This window comes from Pseudomonas sp. JE3303 (genome assembly GCF_056312565.1).
Window position 1 is genome coordinate 148,034 of sequence record NZ_JBWGIF010000002.1, and the last position, 18,964, is coordinate 166,997.

The 18,964-nt window shown below is 63.2% G+C and carries 25 protein-coding genes; 14 read left to right on the forward strand and 11 right to left on the reverse strand.

Annotation, left to right across the window (positions count from 1 at the left end):
- The first annotated feature begins 2 nt into the window (after positions 1-2).
- Together AC0ZZU_RS04090 and tldD are read left to right on the forward strand one after the other, a co-directional pair.
- Complete coding sequence (locus AC0ZZU_RS04090; RefSeq protein ID WP_476339278.1) at positions 3-854, forward strand: carbon-nitrogen hydrolase family protein; 852 nt, start codon at positions 3-5, stop codon at positions 852-854.
- Positions 855-856: 2 nt separating this feature from the next.
- Entirely contained in the window at positions 857-2,296 is a 1,440-nt protein-coding gene (gene tldD / locus AC0ZZU_RS04095) for a metalloprotease TldD (RefSeq protein WP_476339279.1), read from the forward strand.
- 39 nt (positions 2,297-2,335) lie between these two features.
- Here tldD and yjgA read toward each other — a convergent pair whose 3' ends face one another.
- Positions 2,336-2,860 carry a ribosome biogenesis factor YjgA gene (gene yjgA / locus AC0ZZU_RS04100; protein ID WP_476339280.1) on the reverse strand — a complete coding sequence of 175 codons (525 nt, stop codon included), beginning with the start codon at positions 2,858-2,860 and terminating at the stop codon, positions 2,336-2,338.
- A gap of 108 nt (positions 2,861-2,968) precedes the next feature.
- Here yjgA and pmbA point away from each other — a divergent pair, with 108 nt between their 5' ends.
- From pmbA to AC0ZZU_RS04130, 6 genes are all read left to right on the forward strand, one after another.
- A complete protein-coding gene (pmbA, locus tag AC0ZZU_RS04105; RefSeq protein WP_476339281.1) occupies positions 2,969-4,315 on the forward strand; it encodes a metalloprotease PmbA in 1,347 nt (448 codons plus the stop codon).
- A 118-nt stretch (positions 4,316-4,433) separates the two neighbouring features.
- Positions 4,434-4,835, forward strand: a complete 402-nt coding sequence (locus tag AC0ZZU_RS04110; RefSeq protein WP_476339282.1) for a FagA protein — start codon at positions 4,434-4,436, stop codon at positions 4,833-4,835.
- On the forward strand, positions 4,828-6,204 hold the full coding sequence (locus AC0ZZU_RS04115; protein WP_476339283.1) for a class II fumarate hydratase: 1,377 nt from the start codon (positions 4,828-4,830) through the stop codon (positions 6,202-6,204). Before AC0ZZU_RS04110 ends, AC0ZZU_RS04115 begins: the two co-directional genes overlap by 8 nt.
- Before the next feature lie 39 nt (positions 6,205-6,243).
- Positions 6,244-6,705 (forward strand): hypothetical protein, encoded by a 462-nt coding sequence (locus tag AC0ZZU_RS04120; RefSeq protein ID WP_476339284.1) that lies wholly within the window; start codon positions 6,244-6,246, stop codon positions 6,703-6,705.
- A gap of 1 nt (position 6,706) precedes the next feature.
- A complete protein-coding gene (locus AC0ZZU_RS04125; protein WP_476339285.1) occupies positions 6,707-7,318 on the forward strand; it encodes a superoxide dismutase in 612 nt (203 codons plus the stop codon).
- A gap of 11 nt (positions 7,319-7,329) precedes the next feature.
- Positions 7,330-8,223, forward strand: coding sequence for a ZIP family metal transporter (locus tag AC0ZZU_RS04130; RefSeq protein ID WP_476339495.1), 894 nt, complete (start codon positions 7,330-7,332; stop codon positions 8,221-8,223).
- 87 nt (positions 8,224-8,310) lie between these two features.
- On the opposite strand, the gene AC0ZZU_RS04135 is transcribed toward AC0ZZU_RS04130, so the two are convergent.
- From AC0ZZU_RS04135 to AC0ZZU_RS04180, 10 genes are all read right to left on the reverse strand, one after another.
- The gene (locus AC0ZZU_RS04135; protein WP_476339286.1) at positions 8,311-8,583 is read right to left on the reverse strand and encodes an HPr family phosphocarrier protein; all 273 of its coding nucleotides are present in this window, start codon (positions 8,581-8,583) and stop codon (positions 8,311-8,313) included.
- Between the two features lie 19 nt (positions 8,584-8,602).
- Positions 8,603-9,457 carry an RNase adapter RapZ gene (gene rapZ / locus AC0ZZU_RS04140; protein WP_476339287.1) on the reverse strand — a complete coding sequence of 285 codons (855 nt, stop codon included), beginning with the start codon at positions 9,455-9,457 and terminating at the stop codon, positions 8,603-8,605.
- 1 nt (position 9,458) lies between these two features.
- Positions 9,459-9,923: a PTS IIA-like nitrogen regulatory protein PtsN gene (ptsN, locus tag AC0ZZU_RS04145; RefSeq protein ID WP_324122475.1), complete on the reverse strand. Its 465-nt coding sequence runs from the start codon at positions 9,921-9,923 to the stop codon at positions 9,459-9,461.
- A 12-nt stretch (positions 9,924-9,935) separates the two neighbouring features.
- A complete protein-coding gene (hpf, locus tag AC0ZZU_RS04150) occupies positions 9,936-10,244 on the reverse strand; it encodes a ribosome hibernation-promoting factor, HPF/YfiA family (RefSeq protein ID WP_158459419.1) in 309 nt (102 codons plus the stop codon).
- Between the two features lie 78 nt (positions 10,245-10,322).
- Positions 10,323-11,816 carry an RNA polymerase factor sigma-54 gene (locus tag AC0ZZU_RS04155; protein WP_476339288.1) on the reverse strand — a complete coding sequence of 498 codons (1,494 nt, stop codon included), beginning with the start codon at positions 11,814-11,816 and terminating at the stop codon, positions 10,323-10,325.
- A gap of 171 nt (positions 11,817-11,987) precedes the next feature.
- The gene (gene lptB / locus AC0ZZU_RS04160) at positions 11,988-12,713 is read right to left on the reverse strand and encodes an LPS export ABC transporter ATP-binding protein (protein WP_158459421.1); all 726 of its coding nucleotides are present in this window, start codon (positions 12,711-12,713) and stop codon (positions 11,988-11,990) included.
- The gene (lptA, locus tag AC0ZZU_RS04165) at positions 12,714-13,238 is read right to left on the reverse strand and encodes a lipopolysaccharide transport periplasmic protein LptA (protein ID WP_158459422.1); all 525 of its coding nucleotides are present in this window, start codon (positions 13,236-13,238) and stop codon (positions 12,714-12,716) included.
- The gene (gene lptC / locus AC0ZZU_RS04170; protein ID WP_476339289.1) at positions 13,225-13,797 is read right to left on the reverse strand and encodes an LPS export ABC transporter periplasmic protein LptC; all 573 of its coding nucleotides are present in this window, start codon (positions 13,795-13,797) and stop codon (positions 13,225-13,227) included. The genes lptA and lptC overlap by 14 nt, the downstream gene beginning before the upstream one ends.
- Before the next feature lie 8 nt (positions 13,798-13,805).
- Complete coding sequence (locus AC0ZZU_RS04175; protein ID WP_476339290.1) at positions 13,806-14,330, reverse strand: KdsC family phosphatase; 525 nt, start codon at positions 14,328-14,330, stop codon at positions 13,806-13,808.
- Complete coding sequence (locus AC0ZZU_RS04180; protein WP_476339291.1) at positions 14,330-15,304, reverse strand: KpsF/GutQ family sugar-phosphate isomerase; 975 nt, start codon at positions 15,302-15,304, stop codon at positions 14,330-14,332. Before AC0ZZU_RS04180 ends, AC0ZZU_RS04175 begins: the two co-directional genes overlap by 1 nt.
- 246 nt (positions 15,305-15,550) lie before the next feature.
- On the opposite strand from AC0ZZU_RS04180, the gene AC0ZZU_RS04185 reads away from it, so the two are divergent.
- The 6 genes from AC0ZZU_RS04185 (at position 15,551) to AC0ZZU_RS04210 (ending at position 18,956) form a co-directional block, all read left to right on the forward strand.
- Positions 15,551-16,360 carry an ATP-binding cassette domain-containing protein gene (locus AC0ZZU_RS04185; protein ID WP_476339292.1) on the forward strand — a complete coding sequence of 270 codons (810 nt, stop codon included), beginning with the start codon at positions 15,551-15,553 and terminating at the stop codon, positions 16,358-16,360.
- A complete protein-coding gene (gene mlaE / locus AC0ZZU_RS04190) occupies positions 16,360-17,157 on the forward strand; it encodes a lipid asymmetry maintenance ABC transporter permease subunit MlaE (protein ID WP_476339293.1) in 798 nt (265 codons plus the stop codon). The genes AC0ZZU_RS04185 and mlaE overlap by 1 nt, the downstream gene beginning before the upstream one ends.
- Positions 17,157-17,624: an outer membrane lipid asymmetry maintenance protein MlaD gene (mlaD, locus tag AC0ZZU_RS04195; protein WP_158459428.1), complete on the forward strand. Its 468-nt coding sequence runs from the start codon at positions 17,157-17,159 to the stop codon at positions 17,622-17,624. The genes mlaE and mlaD overlap by 1 nt, the downstream gene beginning before the upstream one ends.
- A gap of 21 nt (positions 17,625-17,645) precedes the next feature.
- On the forward strand, positions 17,646-18,299 hold the full coding sequence (locus AC0ZZU_RS04200; protein WP_476339294.1) for an MlaC/ttg2D family ABC transporter substrate-binding protein: 654 nt from the start codon (positions 17,646-17,648) through the stop codon (positions 18,297-18,299).
- Positions 18,296-18,598 carry an STAS domain-containing protein gene (locus tag AC0ZZU_RS04205; protein ID WP_476339295.1) on the forward strand — a complete coding sequence of 101 codons (303 nt, stop codon included), beginning with the start codon at positions 18,296-18,298 and terminating at the stop codon, positions 18,596-18,598. The genes AC0ZZU_RS04200 and AC0ZZU_RS04205 overlap by 4 nt, the downstream gene beginning before the upstream one ends.
- 118 nt (positions 18,599-18,716) lie before the next feature.
- On the forward strand, positions 18,717-18,956 hold the full coding sequence (locus tag AC0ZZU_RS04210) for a BolA family protein (RefSeq protein ID WP_476339296.1): 240 nt from the start codon (positions 18,717-18,719) through the stop codon (positions 18,954-18,956).
- Positions 18,957-18,964: the final 8 nt, after the last annotated feature.

Below are 18,964 nucleotides of genomic sequence, written 5' to 3' on the forward strand. Positions count from 1 at the left end.
CCATGAAGTCAGCCGTGATCCAGATGGTCAGCCAGGACGACGTGCAGGCCAACCTGCAGCGTGCCACTGCCCTGCTGGAACTGGCGGCGCAGGGCGGCGCGCGGCTGGCGGTGCTGCCGGAAAACTTCGCGGCGATGGGCCGGCGGGACGCGGCCGCCATTGGCCGCGCCGAGGCACTGGGCGAAGGTCCGGTCTTGCCATGGTTGAAACGCACGGCCCGCGACCTCAAGTTATGGATAGTCGCCGGCACCTTGCCCTTGCCCCCGGCCGGCCAGCCCGAGACCAAGGCCCATGCCTGCTCGTTGCTGATCGACGAGGACGGCGAGGTGGCGGCACGCTACGACAAGCTGCACCTGTTCGATGTGGACGTGGCGGATACCCGCGGCCGCTATCGTGAGTCAGACGACTACGCCCACGGAGCCCAGGTGGTCGTCGCCGACACCCCGGTAGGCCGCCTGGGCCTGAGCGTGTGCTATGACTTGCGCTTTCCCGAGCTCTACAGCGCCTTGCGCGCCGCCGGGGCGGAGCTGATCAGTGCGCCCTCGGCGTTCACGGCGGTCACGGGCGCGGCGCACTGGGATGTGCTGATCCGCGCACGTGCGATCGAAACCCAATGCTACCTGCTGGCCGCGGCCCAGGGTGGCGTTCATCCAGGCCCGCGGGAAACCCATGGCCATGCTGCGATCGTCGACCCTTGGGGACGCATCGTTGCCCAACAGCCGAGCGGCGAAGGCGTGCTGCTGGCCGAGCGCGACAGCAGCGAACAGGCGTCCATACGGGCGCGGATGCCGGTGGCCTCGCACCGGCGCTTTTTCTCGCAGGACGCCTTGCGGCCTGCGCACACCTCGGAGTGACTATGAGCCAAACCCTATCCACCGTCAGCGAGCAGCTACTGGCACCGGGCGGACTGACCCTGGACAGCCTGCAAGCCGTGCTGGGCGAGTTGGCCGGCCCCGGCATCGATGCCGCCGACCTGTACTTCCAGGGACAGATCTCGGAAACCTGGGCGCTTGAAGACAGCATCGTCAAGGAAGGCAGCTTCAACCTCGACCAGGGCGTGGGCGTGCGTGCCCAGTCCGGCGAGAAGACCGGCTTCGCCTACAGCAACGCGATCACCCACGAAGCGCTGACTTCGGCGGCCCGCGCGGCGCGCTCGATCTCCCGCGCCGGGCAGGATGGCCAGGTGCAGGCCTTCCGCAGCCAGGACGTTACTACCCTGTATGCGCCGGGCAACCCACTCGATGTACTGACCCGCGCCGAGAAAGTCGACCTGCTCAAGCGCGTCGACGTCGCCACCCGTGCCCTGGATCCGCGTATCCAGCAGGTCAGCGTAAGCATGGCCGGTGTCTGGGAACGCATCCTGATCGCCGCCGCCGACGGCAGCCTGGCCGCTGACGTTCGCCCGCTGGTGCGCTTCAACGTCAGCGTCATCGTCGAGCAGAACGGACGTCGCGAGCGCGGTGGGCATGGTGGCGGCGGGCGTACCGACTACCGCTTCTTCACTGATGAACGCGTGATGGGCTACGCCCGCGAAGCACTGCGCCAGGCGCTGGTCAACCTGGAGGCGCAACCGGCGCCGGCGGGCACCTTGCCGGTCGTGCTTGGCCCGGGCTGGTCGGGCGTGCTGCTGCACGAGGCCGTCGGCCACGGCCTGGAAGGGGACTTCAACCGCAAGGGCAGCTCGGCCTACAGCGGGCGACTGGGTGAGCAGGTGGCTTCGTCGCTGTGCACCATCGTCGACGATGGCACCCTCGAAGGCCGCCGTGGGTCGCTCAGCGTCGATGACGAAGGCACGCCGACCGAATGCACCACGCTGATCGAGAACGGCATTCTCAAGGGCTACATGCAGGACAAGCTCAACGCACGCCTGATGGGCATGGCAGTGACAGGCAACGGCCGCCGCGAATCCTACGCGCACCTGCCGATGCCGCGCATGACCAACACCTACATGCGGGCAGGCAGCAGCGACCCGGCCGAAATCATCGCGTCGGTGAAAAAAGGCCTGTACTGCGCCAATCTGGGTGGCGGCCAGGTGGACATCACCAGCGGCAAGTTCGTCTTCTCCACCAGCGAGGCCTACCTGATCGAGGACGGCAAGATCACCGCGCCGGTCAAGGGCGCCACGTTGATCGGCAATGGCCCGGAGGCCATGAGCCGGGTATCGATGGTCGGCAACGACCTGTCGCTGGACAGCGGCGTCGGTACCTGTGGGAAGGATGGACAGTCAGTACCGGTAGGCGTTGGCCAGCCGACACTGAAGATAGACCTGATCACCGTGGGCGGCACCGGCGCATGACCGGGCCCGGGCAGGCGGGCGCCTGCCCGTCGGCAAGACTCAGCGCAGGCCGCGCTGGGTCTCGTCGAGATCGCGGATGTACTTGAAGATCTTGCGCGAGGCGGCAGGTGGCTTGTTGTGCGCCTTCTCGTGCTGCGCCTGGCGTACCAGCGAACGCAATTGCTGGCGATCGGCTTCGGGGTACTCGCCGAAGAAGCGCTCGAGGTCCTCGTCGCCGCCGTCGATCATCCGGTCGCGCCAGCGCTCGAGGCTGTGGAAGCGCTCGTTGTACTGGCGAGTGGAAGCATCGAGCTGGTCGATCAGGGCGGTGATCGCCTCGATGTCCTGGTCGCGCATCAGCTTGCCGATGAACGACATGTGACGTTTGCGCGCGATGTGCGCGGTGTGCTTGCTGGCATCGGCCAGTGCCCGGCGCAGGGCGTCGGTCAATGGCAGGCGCGCAACGGTATCGGCCTTGAGCGTTGTAAGGCGCTCGCCGAGTTCGACCAGCGCATGCAGCTCGCGCTTGATCTGGGTTTTGCTTTTTTCGCCTTCGTAGGAGGCGTCGTCGTAAGAATCAACCATGGTGGCAGTCCGCTGGAAAACGCCGCCATGATAACCAGTCGGGGGCCGCTTGTCCGGCCCGGTCGTACAATGACCCTCGCCGAACGCAGAATTTGAGTGGAGAGAACCATGAGTGCAGTCCAGAGCGTAGGCCCACAGGCCCTGCCGGCGTTGCAGGAGCAGGTCGAGCAGATCATCGCCGAAGCACGTCGCCAGGGCGCCAGCGCCTGCGAGGTGGCGGTATCGCTTGAGCAGGGGTTGTCCACCACGGTGCGCCAGCGCGAGGTCGAGACCGTCGAGTTCAATCGTGACCAGGGCTTTGGCATCACCTTGTACGTTGGCCAGCGCAAGGGCTCGGCCAGCACCTCGGCCAGCGGCAGCGACGCCATCCGCGAAACCGTTGCGGCCGCGCTGGCGATCGCCAGGCACACGTCCGAGGACGAATGCTCGGGACTGGCCGACCCGGCCCTGATGGCGCGCGAGTTGCCAGACTTCGACCTCTACCACGTGTGGGACATCAGCCCCGAGCAGGCCATCGAAAAAGCGCTGCAGTGCGAAGCGGCGGCTTTCGACGCCGACCCGCGCATACTCAACGCCGACGGCACCACCCTCAATACCCACCAGGGCTGCCGCGTCTACGGCAACAGCCATGGTTTCATCGGCGGTTACGCCTCGACCCGGCACAGCCTGAGCTGCGTGATGATCGCCGAGGGCGAAGGGCAGATGCAGCGCGACTACTGGTACGACGTCAACCGCCAGGGTCAGCTGCTGGCCGATCCGGCCAGCATCGGCCAACGTGCCGCGCAGCGTGCCGCGAGCCGCCTGGGCGCACGCCCGGTGCCGACCTGTGAAGTCCCGGTGCTGTTTTCGGCAGAGCTGGCGGGAGGGCTGTTCGGCAGTTTCCTCTCGGCGATCTCGGGCGGCAACCTGTACCGCAAGTCGTCGTTTCTCGAAGGCGCGATGGGCCAGCGCCTGTTCCCGTCATGGTTGACCCTCGACGAGCGTCCACACCTGCCGCGGGCACTGGGCAGCGCGGCATTCGATGGGGATGGCCTGGCGACCTACGCCAAGCCGTTCGTCGAAAATGGCGAGTTGGTCTCGTACATTCTGGGCACCTATTCGGGCCGTAAGCTGGGCTTGCCCAGCACCGCCAATGCCGGGGGCGTGCATAACCTGTTCGTCACCCACGGCGATGAAGACCAGGCCGCATTGATCCGCCGCATGGGACGCGGCCTGCTGGTAACCGAGCTCATGGGGCATGGCCTGAACATGGTGACCGGCGATTATTCCCGCGGTGCAGCGGGGTACTGGGTGGAGAATGGCGAGATCCAGCATGCGGTGCAGGAAGTGACGATTGCCGGGAACATGAAAGACATGTTCCAGCAAATCGTGGCGATCGGCAGCGATCTTGAGACCCGCAGCAATATTCATACAGGCTCGATTCTGATTGAGCGCATGACCGTCGCTGGCAGCTGATACCAAGCATACCGACAAGAGACCCGGCACCCGTGCCGGGTTTTTTGTTTATCGCGTTCCACTTGAAGTGATTCTGTTTATCACTTAATAATGAATATCATTACCCAGTCACCCGGCGATGATGTTCATGAAACCCGTCCTCCAAGAGTTGTCCTACCTGGAAAACTGGCGCTGGCTGAGCCGGCGCATCCGTTGCGCCCTCGAGCCGGATGAGCCGCGCCTGATCGAGCACTACCTGGCCGAGGGCCGTTACCTGGTGTGCTGCACCGAGACCTCGGCCTGGACCGTGGCCATGACCTCCTTCCGCCTGCTGCTCGACACCGCTTGTGACCGCATGCTGCCCTGGCACTGGCGCTGCCTGTGCCTCGACCAGGCGTGGCGCCCCTTGCTGCTGCTGCGCAACCTCGACCGCCGCGAACAGAACCAGCGTTGGCAGCCCTTCGCCCTGCAGTTGGCGAACTGCGTGCTGCTGCCTTCGATTTCTCCTGAAGAACTGATGCAAGGACTTGATGATGAGTGATACCCGTATCGAGCGTGACAGCATGGGCGAGCTGCAGGTGCCGGCCCAGGCCCTGTACGGCGCCCAGACCCAGCGCGCGGTGAACAACTTCCCGATCAGCCAGCAGCGCATGCCTGCGCAGTTCATCCGTGCGTTGCTGCTGGCCAAGGCCGCGGCGGCAAAGGCCAATGTCGAGCTCGAGCAACTGACCGCCCAGCAGGGCGACGCCATCGTCAAGGCGGTGGGGCAGTTGCTCGCCGAGGATTACATGCAGCACTTCCCGGTGGACATCTTCCAGACCGGCTCCGGTACCAGCTCGAACATGAACGCCAACGAGGTGATCGCGACCCTCGCCAGCCGCGTCCTGGGTGACAACGTCAACCCCAACGACCATGTCAACTGCGGCCAGAGCAGCAACGACATCATCCCAACTACCATCCACGTCAGCGCCGCCCTGGCGCTGCACGAGCAACTGCTGCCGGCGCTGCGTCACCTGGTGCAGGTCATGGAGGCCAAGGCCGAGCAGGTGCATCCGTTCATCAAGACCGGCCGCACTCACCTGATGGACGCGATGCCCGTGCGCATGAGCCAGGTGCTGGGCGGCTGGACGGCCCAGATCAAGGGTGCCCTGGGTCACCTCGAGGCGACCTTGCCAAGCCTCCAGGCCTTGGCCCAAGGCGGCACTGCGGTCGGCACCGGTATCAACGCCCACCCGCAGTTCGCCGCAGGCTTCGCACGTCATCTCAGCGGCCTGACTCAGGTCGACTTCGTGCCCGGCGAGAACCTGTTCGCCCTGATCGGCTCGCAAGACACCGCCGTGGCACTTTCCGGCCAGCTCAAGACCACCGCCGTGGCCCTGATGAAGGTCGCCAACGACCTGCGCTGGATGAACTCCGGTCCGTTGGCCGGGCTTGGCGAGATCGAGCTCGAAGGCTTGCAGCCTGGCTCATCGATCATGCCTGGCAAGGTGAATCCGGTGATTCCGGAAGCCACGGCCATGGTCGCGGCGCAGGTCATCGGCAACGACGCCACGATCGCCGTGGCTGGCCAGTCGGGGAACTTCGAACTGAACGTGATGCTGCCGATCATCGCCCAGAACCTGCTCGGCAGCATCGAGCTGATGGCCAACGCCAGCCGCCTGCTGGCCGACAAGGCGATCGCCAGCTTCAAGGTCAACGAGCCCAAGCTCAAGGAAGCGCTGTCGCGCAACCCGATCCTCGTCACCGCCCTCAACCCGATCATCGGCTACCTCAAGGCCGCCGAGATCGCCAAGACCGCCTACAAGCAGGGCCGACCGGTCATCGACGTGGCGCTCGAGCACACCGAGCTGTCGCGCAGCCAGCTCGAGGTGCTGCTCGATCCCGAGAAACTCACCGCGGGCGGTATCTGAACACCCATCCCATAGCGCTCGTCGCTAGCGAGGTACGTCATGCAGCACTGGAAACGCACCACCGAGGTCGCCAACAGCCTGTTCGATCAGGGGGAGTTGGTCGACGCCCGCGAATACTACCTGCAGGCGCTGGCCCTGGCCCAGGTGCTCTTCGAGCGCTGGCATGACGTCGACGAAGCGGTGGCTGCGTTTGTCATCGCCCACCACAACCTGGCCGACCTGCACCTGCGCCTCAACCAGCCTCACGAAAGCGCCGACTATCTTTGCGCCGCGCACCAGCGCCTGCTGCAGGCCAGCCAGGATCCCCGCCTGCCGCAGCCGCTGCGCGATGCGTCCCTGCGCCATAGCGCCAAGACGTACACCGAATTGCTCAATTTCATCGGCGAGTACGGACAGTACCCGCGCACCGAGCGCCTGCTCGAGCGGCACGCGCCGCAGTCTGGCGCCATGACCCCTCAACCTGATGTCGAACCTCGCAACCACGCCTACGGAATCCATTGATATGCCTCATACCTTGCCTGCATTGCCCTACGCCTACGATGCTCTGGAACCGAACATCGATACCGCGACCATGGAAATCCACCATACCAAGCACCACCAGACCTACATCAACAACCTCAATGCCGCCATCGAGGGTACCGAGTGGGCCGAATGGCCGGTCGAGAAGTTGGTGGCCAACGTCAGGCAACTGCCCGAGAAGCTCCAGGGCGCGGTGATCAACCAAGGTGGAGGACACGCCAATCACACGTTGTTCTGGACCGTCATGTCGCCCAAGGGCGGCGGTCAGCCCCAGGGCCAGGTGGCCAAGGGCATCGAAGAGCAGCTGGGCGGTTTCGACGCGTTCAAGGACGCTTTCACCAAGGCTGCGCTGTGCCGCTTCGGCAGCGGCTGGGCCTGGCTCAGCGTGACCCCCGCCAAGACGCTCGTGGTCGAAAGCAGCGGCAACCAGGACAGCCCGTTGATGAACGGCAATACGCCGATCCTCGGCCTGGACGTCTGGGAGCATGCCTATTACCTGAAGTACCAGAACCGCCGCCCGGAATACATCGGCGCCTTCTACAACGTCATCGACTGGTCCGAGGTCGAACGCCGTTATCTAGAAGCCCTGGCGTGAGTCGTCCCGGCATGCGCTCGGAGGTAATGTCTGTCAGCAGCGTGCGCCTGTTCCGGCTGGCGCTGGGTACTTTGCTGTTGCTGGTCGGTACGGCGCTGCTGGTGGTGCGCGGCATTTCCTGGCTCGACCTGGAGCCGCGCATGCTGCGTGCGCTCGAGGGTGGCGCGCTGTGTGCCTTGGGCACGGCGCTGGGGGCGGTGCCGGTACTGGTGATCCGCAACATGCCGGTGGCATTGGCCGATACCCTGCTGGGATTCGGGGCGGGAGTCATGCTGGCCGCCACCGCGTTTTCGCTGATCATCCCCGGCCTTGATGCTGCCCAGTCCATTGGCTTCAGCCCTTGGGGCGCGGGTGGGCTGATCAGCTTCGGGCTGATGTCTGGTGCGCTGTGCCTGTTTCTCGTCGATCTCAAGGTCTCCGGCGCTTCACCCGAAGCGCTGGTGGGCAATGGCGAACAGCCGGTGATCGCGGCGCGCATCTGGCTGTTCGTGATCGCCATCATTGCCCACAACATTCCCGAAGGCATGGCTATCGGCGTTTCGGCGGGGGGTGGCATGGCCGACGCTGACAGCCTGGCCATGGGCATCGCCCTGCAGGATGTGCCGGAGGGCCTGGTGATCGCGCTGGTACTGGCCGGGGCAGGGATGTCGCGCTTCAAGGCCTTTCTGATCGGCGCTGCGTCTGGCCTGGTCGAGCCGCTGGCCGCAGTGATCTGCGCCTGGCTGGTCAATATCGCGGAGCTGCTGTTGCCCTTGGGCCTGGCCTGCGCGGCTGGCGCAATGCTGCTGGTGGTAACCCAGGAAATCATCCCGGAATCCCGCAGCAACGGGCATCACCGCCTGGCGAGCCTCGGGCTGTGCATCGGCTTCTGCCTGATGATGGTGATGGACACGGCGATGTCTTGAGGTCGGTGCTCCCTGCCGCTATCGCACACTACGGTCTTTCTGCGCCCCGGCGAGAGCCGGGCTATGCGGTGGGGGCAGGGTAAACCGCTACTCCCCTTCATCAAACCTGTTGTTGATCAGCTCGATCAACGCCATCAGCGCATCATCGTCCTGCTCGCCCTCGGTCTGCAGGTGCACCTGGGTGCCCTTGCCTGCGGCGAGCATCATGACGGCCATGATGCTTTTGCCGTCGACCAGGTTGTCGGGCGCGCGGCCGACCTTTACCTGGCAGGGGAAGCGTCCGGCCACGCCGACGAACTTTGCCGCCGCCCGGGCGTGAAGCCCCAGCTTGTTGATGATGGTGATTTCACGGGCGGGCATCGTGGGGCGGTCCTGTTGGCTAGAGGTCGCGGTGGCGGACCTGGACGTTTTTCAAGGATTGCTGCAGCAGTTGGCCGAGGCGTTCGGTGAGGTAGACCGATCGATGGTGCCCGCCCGTGCAGCCGATGGCAATGGTGACATAGGCGCGGTTGCTCGCGGCAAAGCGCGGCAGCCATTTGAGCAGGTAGCTAGAGATGTCCTGGTACATGTCCTCGACATCCGGCTGGGCAGCCAGGTAGTCGATTACCGGCTGTTCAAGCCCGGAATGATCGCGCAGCTCAGGTTTCCAGTAAGGATTGGGCAGGCAGCGGACATCGAACACCAGGTCGGCGTCGACAGGCATGCCACGCTTGAAGCCGAAGGATTCGACCAGAAACGCCGTGCCGGGCTCTGGCTGATTGAGCAGACGCAGCTTGATGGAGTCACGCAGCTGGTAGAGATTGAGGTTGGTGGTGTCGATCTTCAGGTCGGCAAGGTCGGCGATGGGGCCGAGCAGCTCGCTTTCAACCGTGATCGCCTCGGCCAGCGAACGATTGGCATTGGTCAGCGGGTGGCGGCGGCGCGTCTCGGAAAACCGCTTCAGCAGCACGTCCTCGTCGGCGTCCAGGTACAGCACGTCACACTGGATATGCCGACTTCGGGCGTCCTCGAGCAATTCGGGAAAGCGCGTCAGGTGGCTTGGCAGGTTGCGCGCGTCAATGGACACGGCCACCTTGGGCTGTTGCAGCTCGGTATTGATCAATGCGTTCTCGGCCAACTGCGGCAGCAACCCGGCGGGCAGGTTGTCGATGCAGTAGAAGCCATTGTCCTCCAGCACCGCCAAGGCGGTACTCTTGCCGGAGCCGGACCGGCCGCTGACGATGATCAGGCGCATGTTAGTGCTCGTTCTGTGCGTCCAGGACAACCTGGTACAAGGCCTCGCTGCTGGTCGCGGCTCGCAGGCGTTCGCGAACCTCTTTGCGATCGAGCATGCTGGCTATCTGGCGCAGCAGTTCCAGGTGAGCATCGGTGGCGGCTTCGGGGACCAGCAATACGAACAGGAGGTCTACCGGAGCGCCGTCGATGGCGTCGTAGTCGATCGGCGCTTCCAGGTGCAGCAAGGCACTGACAGGCGTCGAACAGCCCTTGAGGCGGCAGTGCGGAATGGCGATCCCATTGCCAAAACCTGTCGAACCGAGTTTCTCCCGGGCAAACAGGCTTTCGAAGACGTCTTGCATGTCGAGGTCAGGCACTTCCCTGTCGATCAGGGTGGCGATTTCCTGGAGCACGCGTTTTTTACTGCCGCCCGGCACGTTCACGAGGGAGCGGCCGGGGGTCAGGATGGATTCAAGTCGGATCATGGATGAGCGGGATCAGCGAGCAGCTGCACCTTGCAGCAGGCTTTGCTGTTTTTCCTTGTGTTTTTTCAGTTGGCGGTCGAGCTTGTCGGTAAGGGCGTCTATAGCTGCATACATGTCTTCGTGCTCGGCATTGGCTACCACTTCACCGCCGGGAATCTGCAGGGTCGCTTCGACCTTCTGCTGCAACTTCTCGACCTTCATGATGACCTGCACGTTGGTGATCTTGTCGAAGTGACCCTCCAGCCGTTTCAGCTTCTGCTCGACATAGTCGCGCAGGGGAGGGGTGACTTCTACATGGTGTCCACTGATGTTGACTTGCATACAGCTTCTCCTTTTGTTGCCCGTGCAATAGAGGCAGGTGTTGCACCTGCCACTGAACCGCGGTGGCACATCCGGGGGCTACATCAGTCGCTTGCGTTCGCTCGACGGTGCGATGCCGAGAGACTCGCGATACTTGGCGACGGTGCGACGGGCTACCTGGATGCCTTGTGCCTCCAGTAAACCAGCGATCTTGCTGTCACTCAATGGCTTTTTCTGATTTTCGGCCGCAACCAGTTTCTTGATGATCGCGCGGATCGCCGTGGACGAGCATTCACCGCCTTCTGAAGTACTTACGTGGCTGGAGAAAAAGTACTTCAGCTCGTAAATGCCGCGTGGAGTGTGCATGTATTTTTGCGTGGTGACGCGCGAAATGGTCGACTCGTGCATGCCCACCGCCTCGGCGATATCGTGCAGCACCAATGGCTTCATGGCCTCGTCGCCGTGGTCCAGGAAGCCGCGCTGGTGCTCGACGATCTGCGTGGCGACCTTCATCAGCGTCTCGTTGCGGCTCTGCAGGCTCTTGATGAACCAGCGGGCCTCCTGCAGCTGATTGCGCATGAAGGTGTTGTCGGCGCTGGTGTCGGCGCGGCGCACGAAGCCTGCGTATTGCGGGTTGACCCGCAGCCGTGGCACGGCCTCCTGGTTCAGCTCCACCAGCCAGCGCTCGCTGTCCTTGCGCACGATCACGTCGGGCACCACGTACTCGGGCTCGCTCGACTCGATCTGCGAACCTGGGCGCGGATTGAGACTCTGCACCAGTTCGATGACCTGGCGCAGTTCATCTTCCTTGAGCTTCATGCGGCGCATCAACTGGCTGTAGTCGCGCCCGCCGAGCAAGTCGATGAACTCGCTGACCAGGCGCTGCGCCTCGGCCATCCACGGCGTCTTCGCAGGCAGCTGGCGCAGTTGCAGCAACAGGCATTCGCTCAAGGTGCGCGCGCCGATGCCAGCGGGCTCGAACTGCTGGATGCGGTGCAACACGGCTTCCACTTCGTCCAGCTCGATGTCCAGTTCGGCGTCGAAGGAGGCGCAGACCTCCTCCAGGGATTCTTCCAGGTAGCCCTGGGGATTGATGCAGTCGATCAGCGTCACCGCGATCAGCCGATCGGTGTCGGACATGGGCGCCAGGTTCAACTGCCATAGCAGGTGGCTCTGCAGGCTTTCGCCAACCGAGGTCCGGGTGGTGAAGTCCCACTCGTCATCGTCGTTGCTGGGCAGGCTGCTGGCGCTGGTCTGGTAGATGTCTTCCCAGGCGGTGTCGACGGGAAGCTCGTTGGGGATGCGCTCGCCCCAGTCGCCCTCCTCGAGATTTTCGACGGTAGGCGCGCTCTCCTGGAAGCTGGTCTCCTGCGTTTCGGCAGGCGGCTTGCTTTCGGGGTTGTCAGCCATGGGGTCGCTGTTGTCGAAATCTTCGCCGTCTTCCTGGCGTTCGAGCATGGGATTGGACTCCAGCGCTTCCTGGATTTCCTGCTGAAGGTCCAGGGTCGAGAGCTGGAGCAGACGGATGGCCTGTTGCAACTGCGGGGTCATCGTCAGTTGCTGGCCCATTTTTAGGACGAGCGATGGTTTCATGGCAGGGGCTTAACACCTTATTCGCCGGCGCACATGCGCCATCCACTACACAGCGGCGCCGAAGCGCCAATTTTAAGCAAGTTATATGCCTGAAATTGGAGCGTTTGCCTAGAGCACTGTAACAATTAAGCCGTAAACCAGCCGGATTGCCAGTGCCCAGGCCAACCTGACCTAGAGCCGGAACTCGTGGCCCAGGTAAACCTCCTTGACCAGGTCATTCGCCAGGATGGTTTCAGCGTCGCCTTCGGCGATCAGTTGGCCATCGTTGACGATGTATGCAGTTTCGCAGATATCCAGAGTCTCGCGGACGTTGTGGTCGGTGATCAGCACGCCGATCCCCTTGGCCTTGAGGTGATGGATGATCTGCTTGATGTCGCCGACCGAGATCGGGTCGACACCGGCAAAGGGCTCGTCGAGCAGGATGAACTTCGGAGCGGTCGCCAGGGCGCGGGCGATCTCGACACGGCGGCGCTCGCCGCCGGACAGGCTCATGCCCAGGTTGTCGCGGATATGGCTGATGTGGAACTCCTGCAGCAGGCTTTCCAGCTCCTTGCGGCGGCCGTCGCGATCGATGTCCTTGCGGGTCTCGAGGATCGCCATGATGTTGTCGGCTACCGAAAGCTTGCGGAAGATCGACGCTTCCTGCGGCAGATAGCCGATACCGGCCTTGGCGCGGCCGTGCATGGGCTGGTGGCTGACGTCCAGGTCATCGATCAGCACACGGCCCTGGTCAGCCTGCACCAGGCCGACGATCATGTAGAAGCAGGTGGTCTTGCCGGCGCCGTTGGGGCCAAGCAGGCCGACGATCTGGCCACTGTCGATCGACAGGCTGACATCGCGCACGACTTGCCGGCTCTTGTAGCTCTTGGCCAGATGCTGGGCTTTGAGGGTCGCCATTTACTCGGCCTTCTTCTTCGGCTGGATCACCATGTCGATACGCTGGCGCGGCGTGGTCACGTTGCCGCCACGGCCGGCGGTGGCCACCTGGGTCTGGGTGTTGTAGACGATCTTCTCGCCTTCGGTGGTATTGCCCTCGTTCTCGACCTTGGCGCGGTCGGTGAGGATCACCAGCTCTTTCTGGGACTGGTACTGGATGGTGACCGCCCAGCCTTTCATCTTGTCGGGCTTGGCAGCGCTCTGCTGCTGCTCGAAGTAGGCCAGGTTGCCCACCGAGGTGACCACGTCGATGTCGCCGTTGGCGGCGCGGGTGAGGGTCACGGTATTGCCGGTGATCTTCATCGACCCTTGGGTGATGATGACATCGCCCGTGTAGGTGGCCACGCCTTGCTTGTCATCCAGGTGCGCGTTGTCGGCCTGGATGCGGATCGGCTGGTCACGGTCGGTTGGCAGGGCCCAGGCGCTCGCGCTTCCCAGTGCTGCGCTCAGGCTGAGCAAAAAAGGGAGGGTTTTAACGAGCCTCATACTGTCCTCTTACGTTGGACAGCAGGTCCATCCTGCCGTCTTTCAAATACGCTTTCATTCCATTGCCCGTAGTGGTGCCACCGGCGCCGTCGATTCTAACGGCTTGCTCGGTTTGCGCATATTGCTTCTGCGGGAATACGGTCATGCGGGAGCTGGTGATGATCATCTCGCGCTTTTTTTCGTCGATGCGGGCGACCCGTACCGAGTCGATAAGCTCCACCTCGGTGCCGTCGGGGTTGACCTCGGCGCGTTCGCTCTGCACATGCCACGGGAACTCCGTGCCGCGATACAGATGCAGGTCCGGCGTGGTGAGCAGGGTGACTTCGCTGGCCTTCAGGTGCTCGACCTTGTCGGCGGTCATCTCGTACTGCAGCTTGCCGTCCGGCATGAACTGCACGGTATGGGCGTTGACCGCATAGTAGTCGATCGCGCTCTCGTCCACCTGCGCCACCGGCTTGTCGAGGAAGCTCTCCGGGCTGATGTTCCAGTAGCCGACCGCCACAAGCAGGGCGGTAATCACGCTGAAAAGCGCGATGGTGCGGATTTTCTTGCTGAACATGTCTGGCTCTACAGGTAATGGGCGTTGGCGGCGTCCAGGTTGCCCTGGGCCTGCAGGATCAGTTCACAGAACTCGCGCGCGGCACCTTCGCCGCCGCGGGCCAGGGTAACACCGTGGGCATGCTGGCGTACGAAGGGGGCGGCGCTGGCTACGGCCATGCCCAGGCCCACGCGGCGGATCACCGGCAGGTCCGGGAGATCATCGCCCAGGTAGGCGACCTGCTCATAGCTTAGATCGAGTTCGGCCAGAAGCCCGTCCAGCACCACCAGCTTGTCCTCGCGGCCCTGGAACAGGTGCGGTATGCCCAGGTTCCTGGCGCGCCGCTCTACCACCGGAGTCTTGCGCCCGCTGATGATCGCCGTGGTCACGCCCGAGGCCATGAGCATCTTGATGCCCTGGCCGTCGAGCGTATTGAAGGTCTTGAACTCGCTGCCATCCTCGAGAAAGTACAGGCGGCCATCGGTCAGGACGCCATCGACATCGAAGACTGCCAGCTTGATCGCCTTGCCGCGTTGCATCAGTTCGTCGTTCATCACATTACTCCGGCGCGTAGCAGGTCATGCATGTTCAGGGCGCCGACCGGAAGGTCGGCCTTGTCGACCACGACCAGCGCGCCAATCTTGTGGTCTTCCATGATCTTCAATGCCTCGGCAGCGAGCATGTCGGGGCGTGCTGTCTTGCCATGGACCGTCATGACTTCCTCGATGCGGGTGGTGTGCACATCGATGTTCCGGTCCAGGCTGCGGCGCAGGTCGCCGTCAGTAAAGATGCCGGCCAGCCGTCCGTCGGCCTCGGCGATGACGGTCATGCCCAGACCTTTGCGAGACATTTCAAGGAGGGCGTCCTTGAGCAGGGTGCCGCGTTGCACCTGGGGCAGTTCGGCGCCCGAGTGCATCACGTTCTCGACCTTGAGCAGCAGGCGGCGGCCAAGGGCACCGCCCGGGTGCGAGAATGCGAAGTCCTCGGCGGTGAATCCGCGGGCTTCGAGCAGGGCGATCGCGAGCGCATCGCCGAGCACCAGTGCCGCCGTGGTCGACGACGTGGGCGCAAGGTTCAGCGGGCAGGCCTCGTGCTCCACGCGGGCGTCGAGATTGGCCTCGGCGGCCTGGGCCAGCGGCGAGTCCGGGTTGCCGGTCAGGCTGATCATCTTGATGCCCAGGCGCTTGATCAGCGGCAGCAGGGTGATGATCTCGACAGTGCTGCCGGAATTCGACAGCGCCAGGATGACATCGTCACGGGTGATCATGCCCATGTCGCCATGACTGGCTTCGGCCGGGTGCACGAAGAACGCCGGCGTGCCGGTGCTGGCAAGGGTCGCGGCGATCTTGTTGCCGATATGACCCGACTTGCCCATCCCGACCACCACGACGCGGCCAGTGCTGGCCAGGATCAGCTCGCACGCCTTCACGAAACTGGCGTCGATACGGGCCTTCAGGCCTTCTACGGCTTCGAGTTCCAGGCGCAGGGTGCGCTGGGCGGATTGGATCAGCTCGCTGGATTGGCTCATAGCGGAAAAAGGATTGCCTGATGAAAAGTCGCCGATTATAGCGACAATGTGAGAAACCCTCACCTTGTCATTGTCACACCTTGGTCACCGGTGGCCGTCGCCGCGCTGAACGAGTGCGGTGACGGTCTTGGGGCGCACCTGCGTCGGGTGCTATAGTTCGCCGCTGTCCGGCCCGCTCGGGGGCGTGTGTGCCTCCATGATGGGGGCAGACGTCTAGTTGACGAGGCCGCATCGCAAGGAGTCAAGATGAGTGTGGATAGCGCCTGGGCGGTCGAGTTGAAGGGCGTCACCTTCAAGCGCGGTTCGCGCAGCATTTTCAACAATGTCGACATACGTATTCCCCGTGGCAAGGTGACTGGCATCATGGGCCCTTCAGGCTGCGGCAAGACTACGCTGCTGCGCCTGATGGGCGCACAGCTGCGCCCGTCCAGCGGCGAGGTGTGGGTCGCTGGGCAGAACCTGCCGACATTGTCCCGAGGCGATCTCTTCGACGCCCGCAAGCAGATGGGCGTGCTGTTCCAGAGCGGCGCCCTGTTCACCGACCTCGATGTCTTCGAGAACGTCGCCTTTCCGCTGCGCGTGCACACCCAGCTGTCCGAAGAGATGATCCGCGACATCGTGCTGATGAAACTGCAGGCCGTGGGCCTGCGCGGCGCCATCGAGCTCATGCCCGACGAGCTCTCCGGTGGCATGAAGCGCCGCGTGGCGCTGGCCCGGGCCATTGCACTGGATCCGCAGATACTGATGTATGACGAGCCATTCGTCGGCCAGGATCCGATCGCCATGGGCGTGCTGGTGCGCCTGATCCGCCTGCTCAACGACGCCCTGGGGATCACCAGCATCGTGGTGTCCCACGACCTGGCCGAGACCGCGAGCATCGCCGACTACATCTACGTGGTGGGTGATGGCCAGGTGCTAGGGCAGGGGACGCCTGGCGAGCTGATGGGCTCGGACAACCCGCGCATCCGCCAATTCATGAAGGGTGACCCGGACGGTCCGGTACCATTCCATTTTCCTGCGCCTGATTACCGCGCCGATCTGCTGGGGACGCGTTGATGCGCAAGAAATCGTTACTCGAACGCGTGCGCCTGTTCGGCCGCTCGGCCATTGATGTGATCGCGGTGCTAGGCCGCTCATGCCTGTTCCTGGGACATGCATTGATCGGCCGTGGCGGCATCGGCGGCAGCTTCCAGCTGCTGGTCAAGCAGCTCTATTCGGTCGGCGTGCTGTCGCTGGCGATCATCGTCGTGTCGGGGGTGTTCATCGGCATGGTGCTGGCGCTCCAGGGATACAGCATCCTGACCCAGTACGGTTCCGAGCAGGCAGTGGGGCAGATGGTTGCCCTGACGCTGCTGCGCGAACTGGGGCCGGTGGTCACCGCGTTGCTGTTCGCAGGCCGGGCCGGTTCGGCGCTGACCGCCGAGATCGGCAACATGAAATCCACCGAGCAGCTGTCGAGCCTTGAAATGATCGGCGTCGACCCACTCAAGTACATCGTCGCCCCGCGCCTGTGGGCGGGCTTCATCTCACTGCCGCTGCTGGCGCTGATCTTCAGCGTGGTGGGCATCTGGGGTGGCTCGTGGGTCGCCGTCGACTGGCTCGGCGTCTACGAAGGTTCGTTCTGGGCGAACATGCAGAACAGTGTCTCCTTCACCGACGACGTATTGAACGGCCTGGCCAAGAGCCTGGTCTTTGCCTTCGTCGTCACCTGGATTGCCGTATTCCAGGGCTACGACTGCGAGCCCACCTCAGAGGGGATCAGCCGTGCCACCACCAAGACCGTGGTCTATGCCTCGCTGGCAGTACTGGGTCTGGACTTTATTCTGACCGCTTTGATGTTTGGAGATTTCTGATGCAAAACCGCACCCTGGAAATCGGTGTCGGCCTGTTCCTCCTGGCCGGAATCCTGGCGCTGCTGCTGCTGGCCCTGCGCGTCAGTGGCCTGTCCGCCAGCCCGAGTACCGATACCTATAAAGTTTATGCCTACTTCGACAATATCGCCGGTTTGACTGTCAGAGCCAAGGTGACCATGGCCGGCGTGACCATCGGCAAGGTCACCGCCATCGACCTGGACCGCGATTCCTATACCGGTCGGGTGACGCTGCAGCTGGACAAGTCGGTCGACAACCTGCCGACCGACTCCACTGCCTCGATCCTGACCGCCGGGTTGCTCGGCGAGAAGTACATTGGTCTGAGCGTGGGCGGCGAGGAGGCGGTGCTCAAGGATGAAGGTGTCATCCATGACACCCAGTCGTCGCTGGTGCTGGAAGATCTGATTGGCAAGTTCCTGCTCAATTCCGTTGGCAAAGAAGCTAAATAGACAAGCGAATAAGGAGTTTTCATGATCTCGATTCTGCGACGTGGCCTGTTGGTTCTGCTGGCATCCCTGCCGATGCTGGCAATGGCGGCACCCGGCCAATCGGCCCATGAGGTGATCCAGGGCACCACCGACAAGCTGCTGGCCGACCTTCAGGCCAACAAGCAGACCTACCAGACCAACCGCGAGGCCTTCTACCAGGCGCTCAACGAGATCCTGGGCCCGGTCGTCGATGCCGATGGCATCTCCAGAAGCATCATGACCGTCAAGTATTCGCGCAAGGCGACACCCGCGCAGATGCAGCGCTTCCAGGAAAACTTCAAGCGCAGCCTGATGCAGTTCTATGGCAATGCCCTGCTGGAATACAACAACCAGGGCATCAAGGTCGATCCCGCCAAGGATGAAAGCGGCGAGCGCACCAGCGTCGGCATGAAAGTGACCGGCAACAACGGTGCGATGTATCCGGTTTCCTACACCCTGGAGAAAATCGGCGGCGAGTGGAAGGTGCGTAACGTGATCGTCAATGGCATCAACATCGGCAAGCTGTTCCGCGATCAGTTCGCCGATGCCATGTCGCGCAATGGCAACGATCTGGACAAGACCATCGACGGTTGGGCAGGTGAAGTCGCCAAGGCCAAGCAGACCGCCGAAACCTCGCCCGAGAAGGAAGTGCAATGAGCGAGGCGGGCGTAAGCATGGCCGAGCCGGGCGTCCTGCGCCTGGCAGGCGTGCTCGACTACCGTAGCGGTCCGGCCCTGCGCAAGGAAGGCAAGGTGCTGATCGGCGCCTGCCGAGAGCCGCGGCTGGTGCTTGACTGCTCCGAGGTGGTCAAGTCTTCGAGTGTCGGATTGTCGCTGCTGCTGGCCTTCATGCGTGATGGCCAGTCCGCCGGGAAGACCTTCCAGTTGCGCGGCATACCCGAAGACATGCAGGAAATTGCCCAGGTCTATGACCTGGAAGAGGTGCTGGCGGGCTGATGGCCCACAGCATCAAGGCGGCCCCTCGGTCAGCGAGCTCGTTCATGGGCTTCGCAGGCGGGGGGCTTTTTTGTATGATGGCCGACCCGCGCGCACAGGGCGCCGATTGAGGTTGAGCATGCAGGCCGTAGAAGTTAAAAGCTTCCTTGAAGAAAAATTGCCGGGAACCCGTGTAGAAGTAGAGGGTGAAGGCTGCAACTTCCAGTTGAACGTCATCAGCGATGAGCTGGCTGGCCTGAGCCCGGTCAAGCGTCAGCAAGCGATCTATGCTCACCTGAACCCGTGGATTGCCGATGGCAGTATCCATGCGGTAACCATGAAATTTTTCAGCAGCGCAGCCTGGGCTGAGCGCACCTGAGCCAACTT

Excerpts from the sequence above, each read along its gene's own strand:
- lptB (WP_158459421.1), bottom strand. The coding sequence starts at position 12,713 with ATGGCGACCCTCAAAGCCCAGCATCTGGCCAAGAGCTACAAGAGCCGG.
- lptA (WP_158459422.1), bottom strand. The coding sequence starts at position 13,238 with ATGAGGCTCGTTAAAACCCTCCCTTTTTTGCTCAGCCTGAGCGCAGCA.
- AC0ZZU_RS04090 (WP_476339278.1), top strand. The coding sequence starts at position 3 with ATGAAGTCAGCCGTGATCCAGATGGTCAGCCAGGACGACGTGCAGGCC.
- AC0ZZU_RS04155 (WP_476339288.1), bottom strand. The coding sequence starts at position 11,816 with ATGAAACCATCGCTCGTCCTAAAAATGGGCCAGCAACTGACGATGACC.
- AC0ZZU_RS04185 (WP_476339292.1), top strand. The coding sequence starts at position 15,551 with ATGAGTGTGGATAGCGCCTGGGCGGTCGAGTTGAAGGGCGTCACCTTC.
- AC0ZZU_RS04200 (WP_476339294.1), top strand. The coding sequence starts at position 17,646 with ATGATCTCGATTCTGCGACGTGGCCTGTTGGTTCTGCTGGCATCCCTG.
- mlaD (WP_158459428.1), top strand. The coding sequence starts at position 17,157 with ATGCAAAACCGCACCCTGGAAATCGGTGTCGGCCTGTTCCTCCTGGCC.
- ptsN (WP_324122475.1), bottom strand. The coding sequence starts at position 9,923 with ATGATCCGACTTGAATCCATCCTGACCCCCGGCCGCTCCCTCGTGAAC.
- AC0ZZU_RS04130 (WP_476339495.1), top strand. The coding sequence starts at position 7,330 with ATGCGCTCGGAGGTAATGTCTGTCAGCAGCGTGCGCCTGTTCCGGCTG.
- AC0ZZU_RS04175 (WP_476339290.1), bottom strand. The coding sequence starts at position 14,330 with ATGAACGACGAACTGATGCAACGCGGCAAGGCGATCAAGCTGGCAGTC.
- AC0ZZU_RS04135 (WP_476339286.1), bottom strand. The coding sequence starts at position 8,583 with ATGCCCGCCCGTGAAATCACCATCATCAACAAGCTGGGGCTTCACGCC.
- AC0ZZU_RS04205 (WP_476339295.1), top strand. The coding sequence starts at position 18,296 with ATGAGCGAGGCGGGCGTAAGCATGGCCGAGCCGGGCGTCCTGCGCCTG.
- lptC (WP_476339289.1), bottom strand. The coding sequence starts at position 13,797 with ATGTTCAGCAAGAAAATCCGCACCATCGCGCTTTTCAGCGTGATTACC.
- hpf (WP_158459419.1), bottom strand. The coding sequence starts at position 10,244 with ATGCAAGTCAACATCAGTGGACACCATGTAGAAGTCACCCCTCCCCTG.
- pmbA (WP_476339281.1), top strand. The coding sequence starts at position 2,969 with ATGAGTGCAGTCCAGAGCGTAGGCCCACAGGCCCTGCCGGCGTTGCAG.
- AC0ZZU_RS04210 (WP_476339296.1), top strand. The coding sequence starts at position 18,717 with ATGCAGGCCGTAGAAGTTAAAAGCTTCCTTGAAGAAAAATTGCCGGGA.
- AC0ZZU_RS04120 (WP_476339284.1), top strand. The coding sequence starts at position 6,244 with ATGCAGCACTGGAAACGCACCACCGAGGTCGCCAACAGCCTGTTCGAT.
- AC0ZZU_RS04110 (WP_476339282.1), top strand. The coding sequence starts at position 4,434 with ATGATGTTCATGAAACCCGTCCTCCAAGAGTTGTCCTACCTGGAAAAC.
- AC0ZZU_RS04115 (WP_476339283.1), top strand. The coding sequence starts at position 4,828 with ATGAGTGATACCCGTATCGAGCGTGACAGCATGGGCGAGCTGCAGGTG.
- AC0ZZU_RS04125 (WP_476339285.1), top strand. The coding sequence starts at position 6,707 with ATGCCTCATACCTTGCCTGCATTGCCCTACGCCTACGATGCTCTGGAA.
- yjgA (WP_476339280.1), bottom strand. The coding sequence starts at position 2,860 with ATGGTTGATTCTTACGACGACGCCTCCTACGAAGGCGAAAAAAGCAAA.
- mlaE (WP_476339293.1), top strand. The coding sequence starts at position 16,360 with ATGCGCAAGAAATCGTTACTCGAACGCGTGCGCCTGTTCGGCCGCTCG.
- AC0ZZU_RS04180 (WP_476339291.1), bottom strand. The coding sequence starts at position 15,304 with ATGAGCCAATCCAGCGAGCTGATCCAATCCGCCCAGCGCACCCTGCGC.
- tldD (WP_476339279.1), top strand. The coding sequence starts at position 857 with ATGAGCCAAACCCTATCCACCGTCAGCGAGCAGCTACTGGCACCGGGC.
- rapZ (WP_476339287.1), bottom strand. The coding sequence starts at position 9,457 with ATGCGCCTGATCATCGTCAGCGGCCGGTCCGGCTCCGGCAAGAGTACC.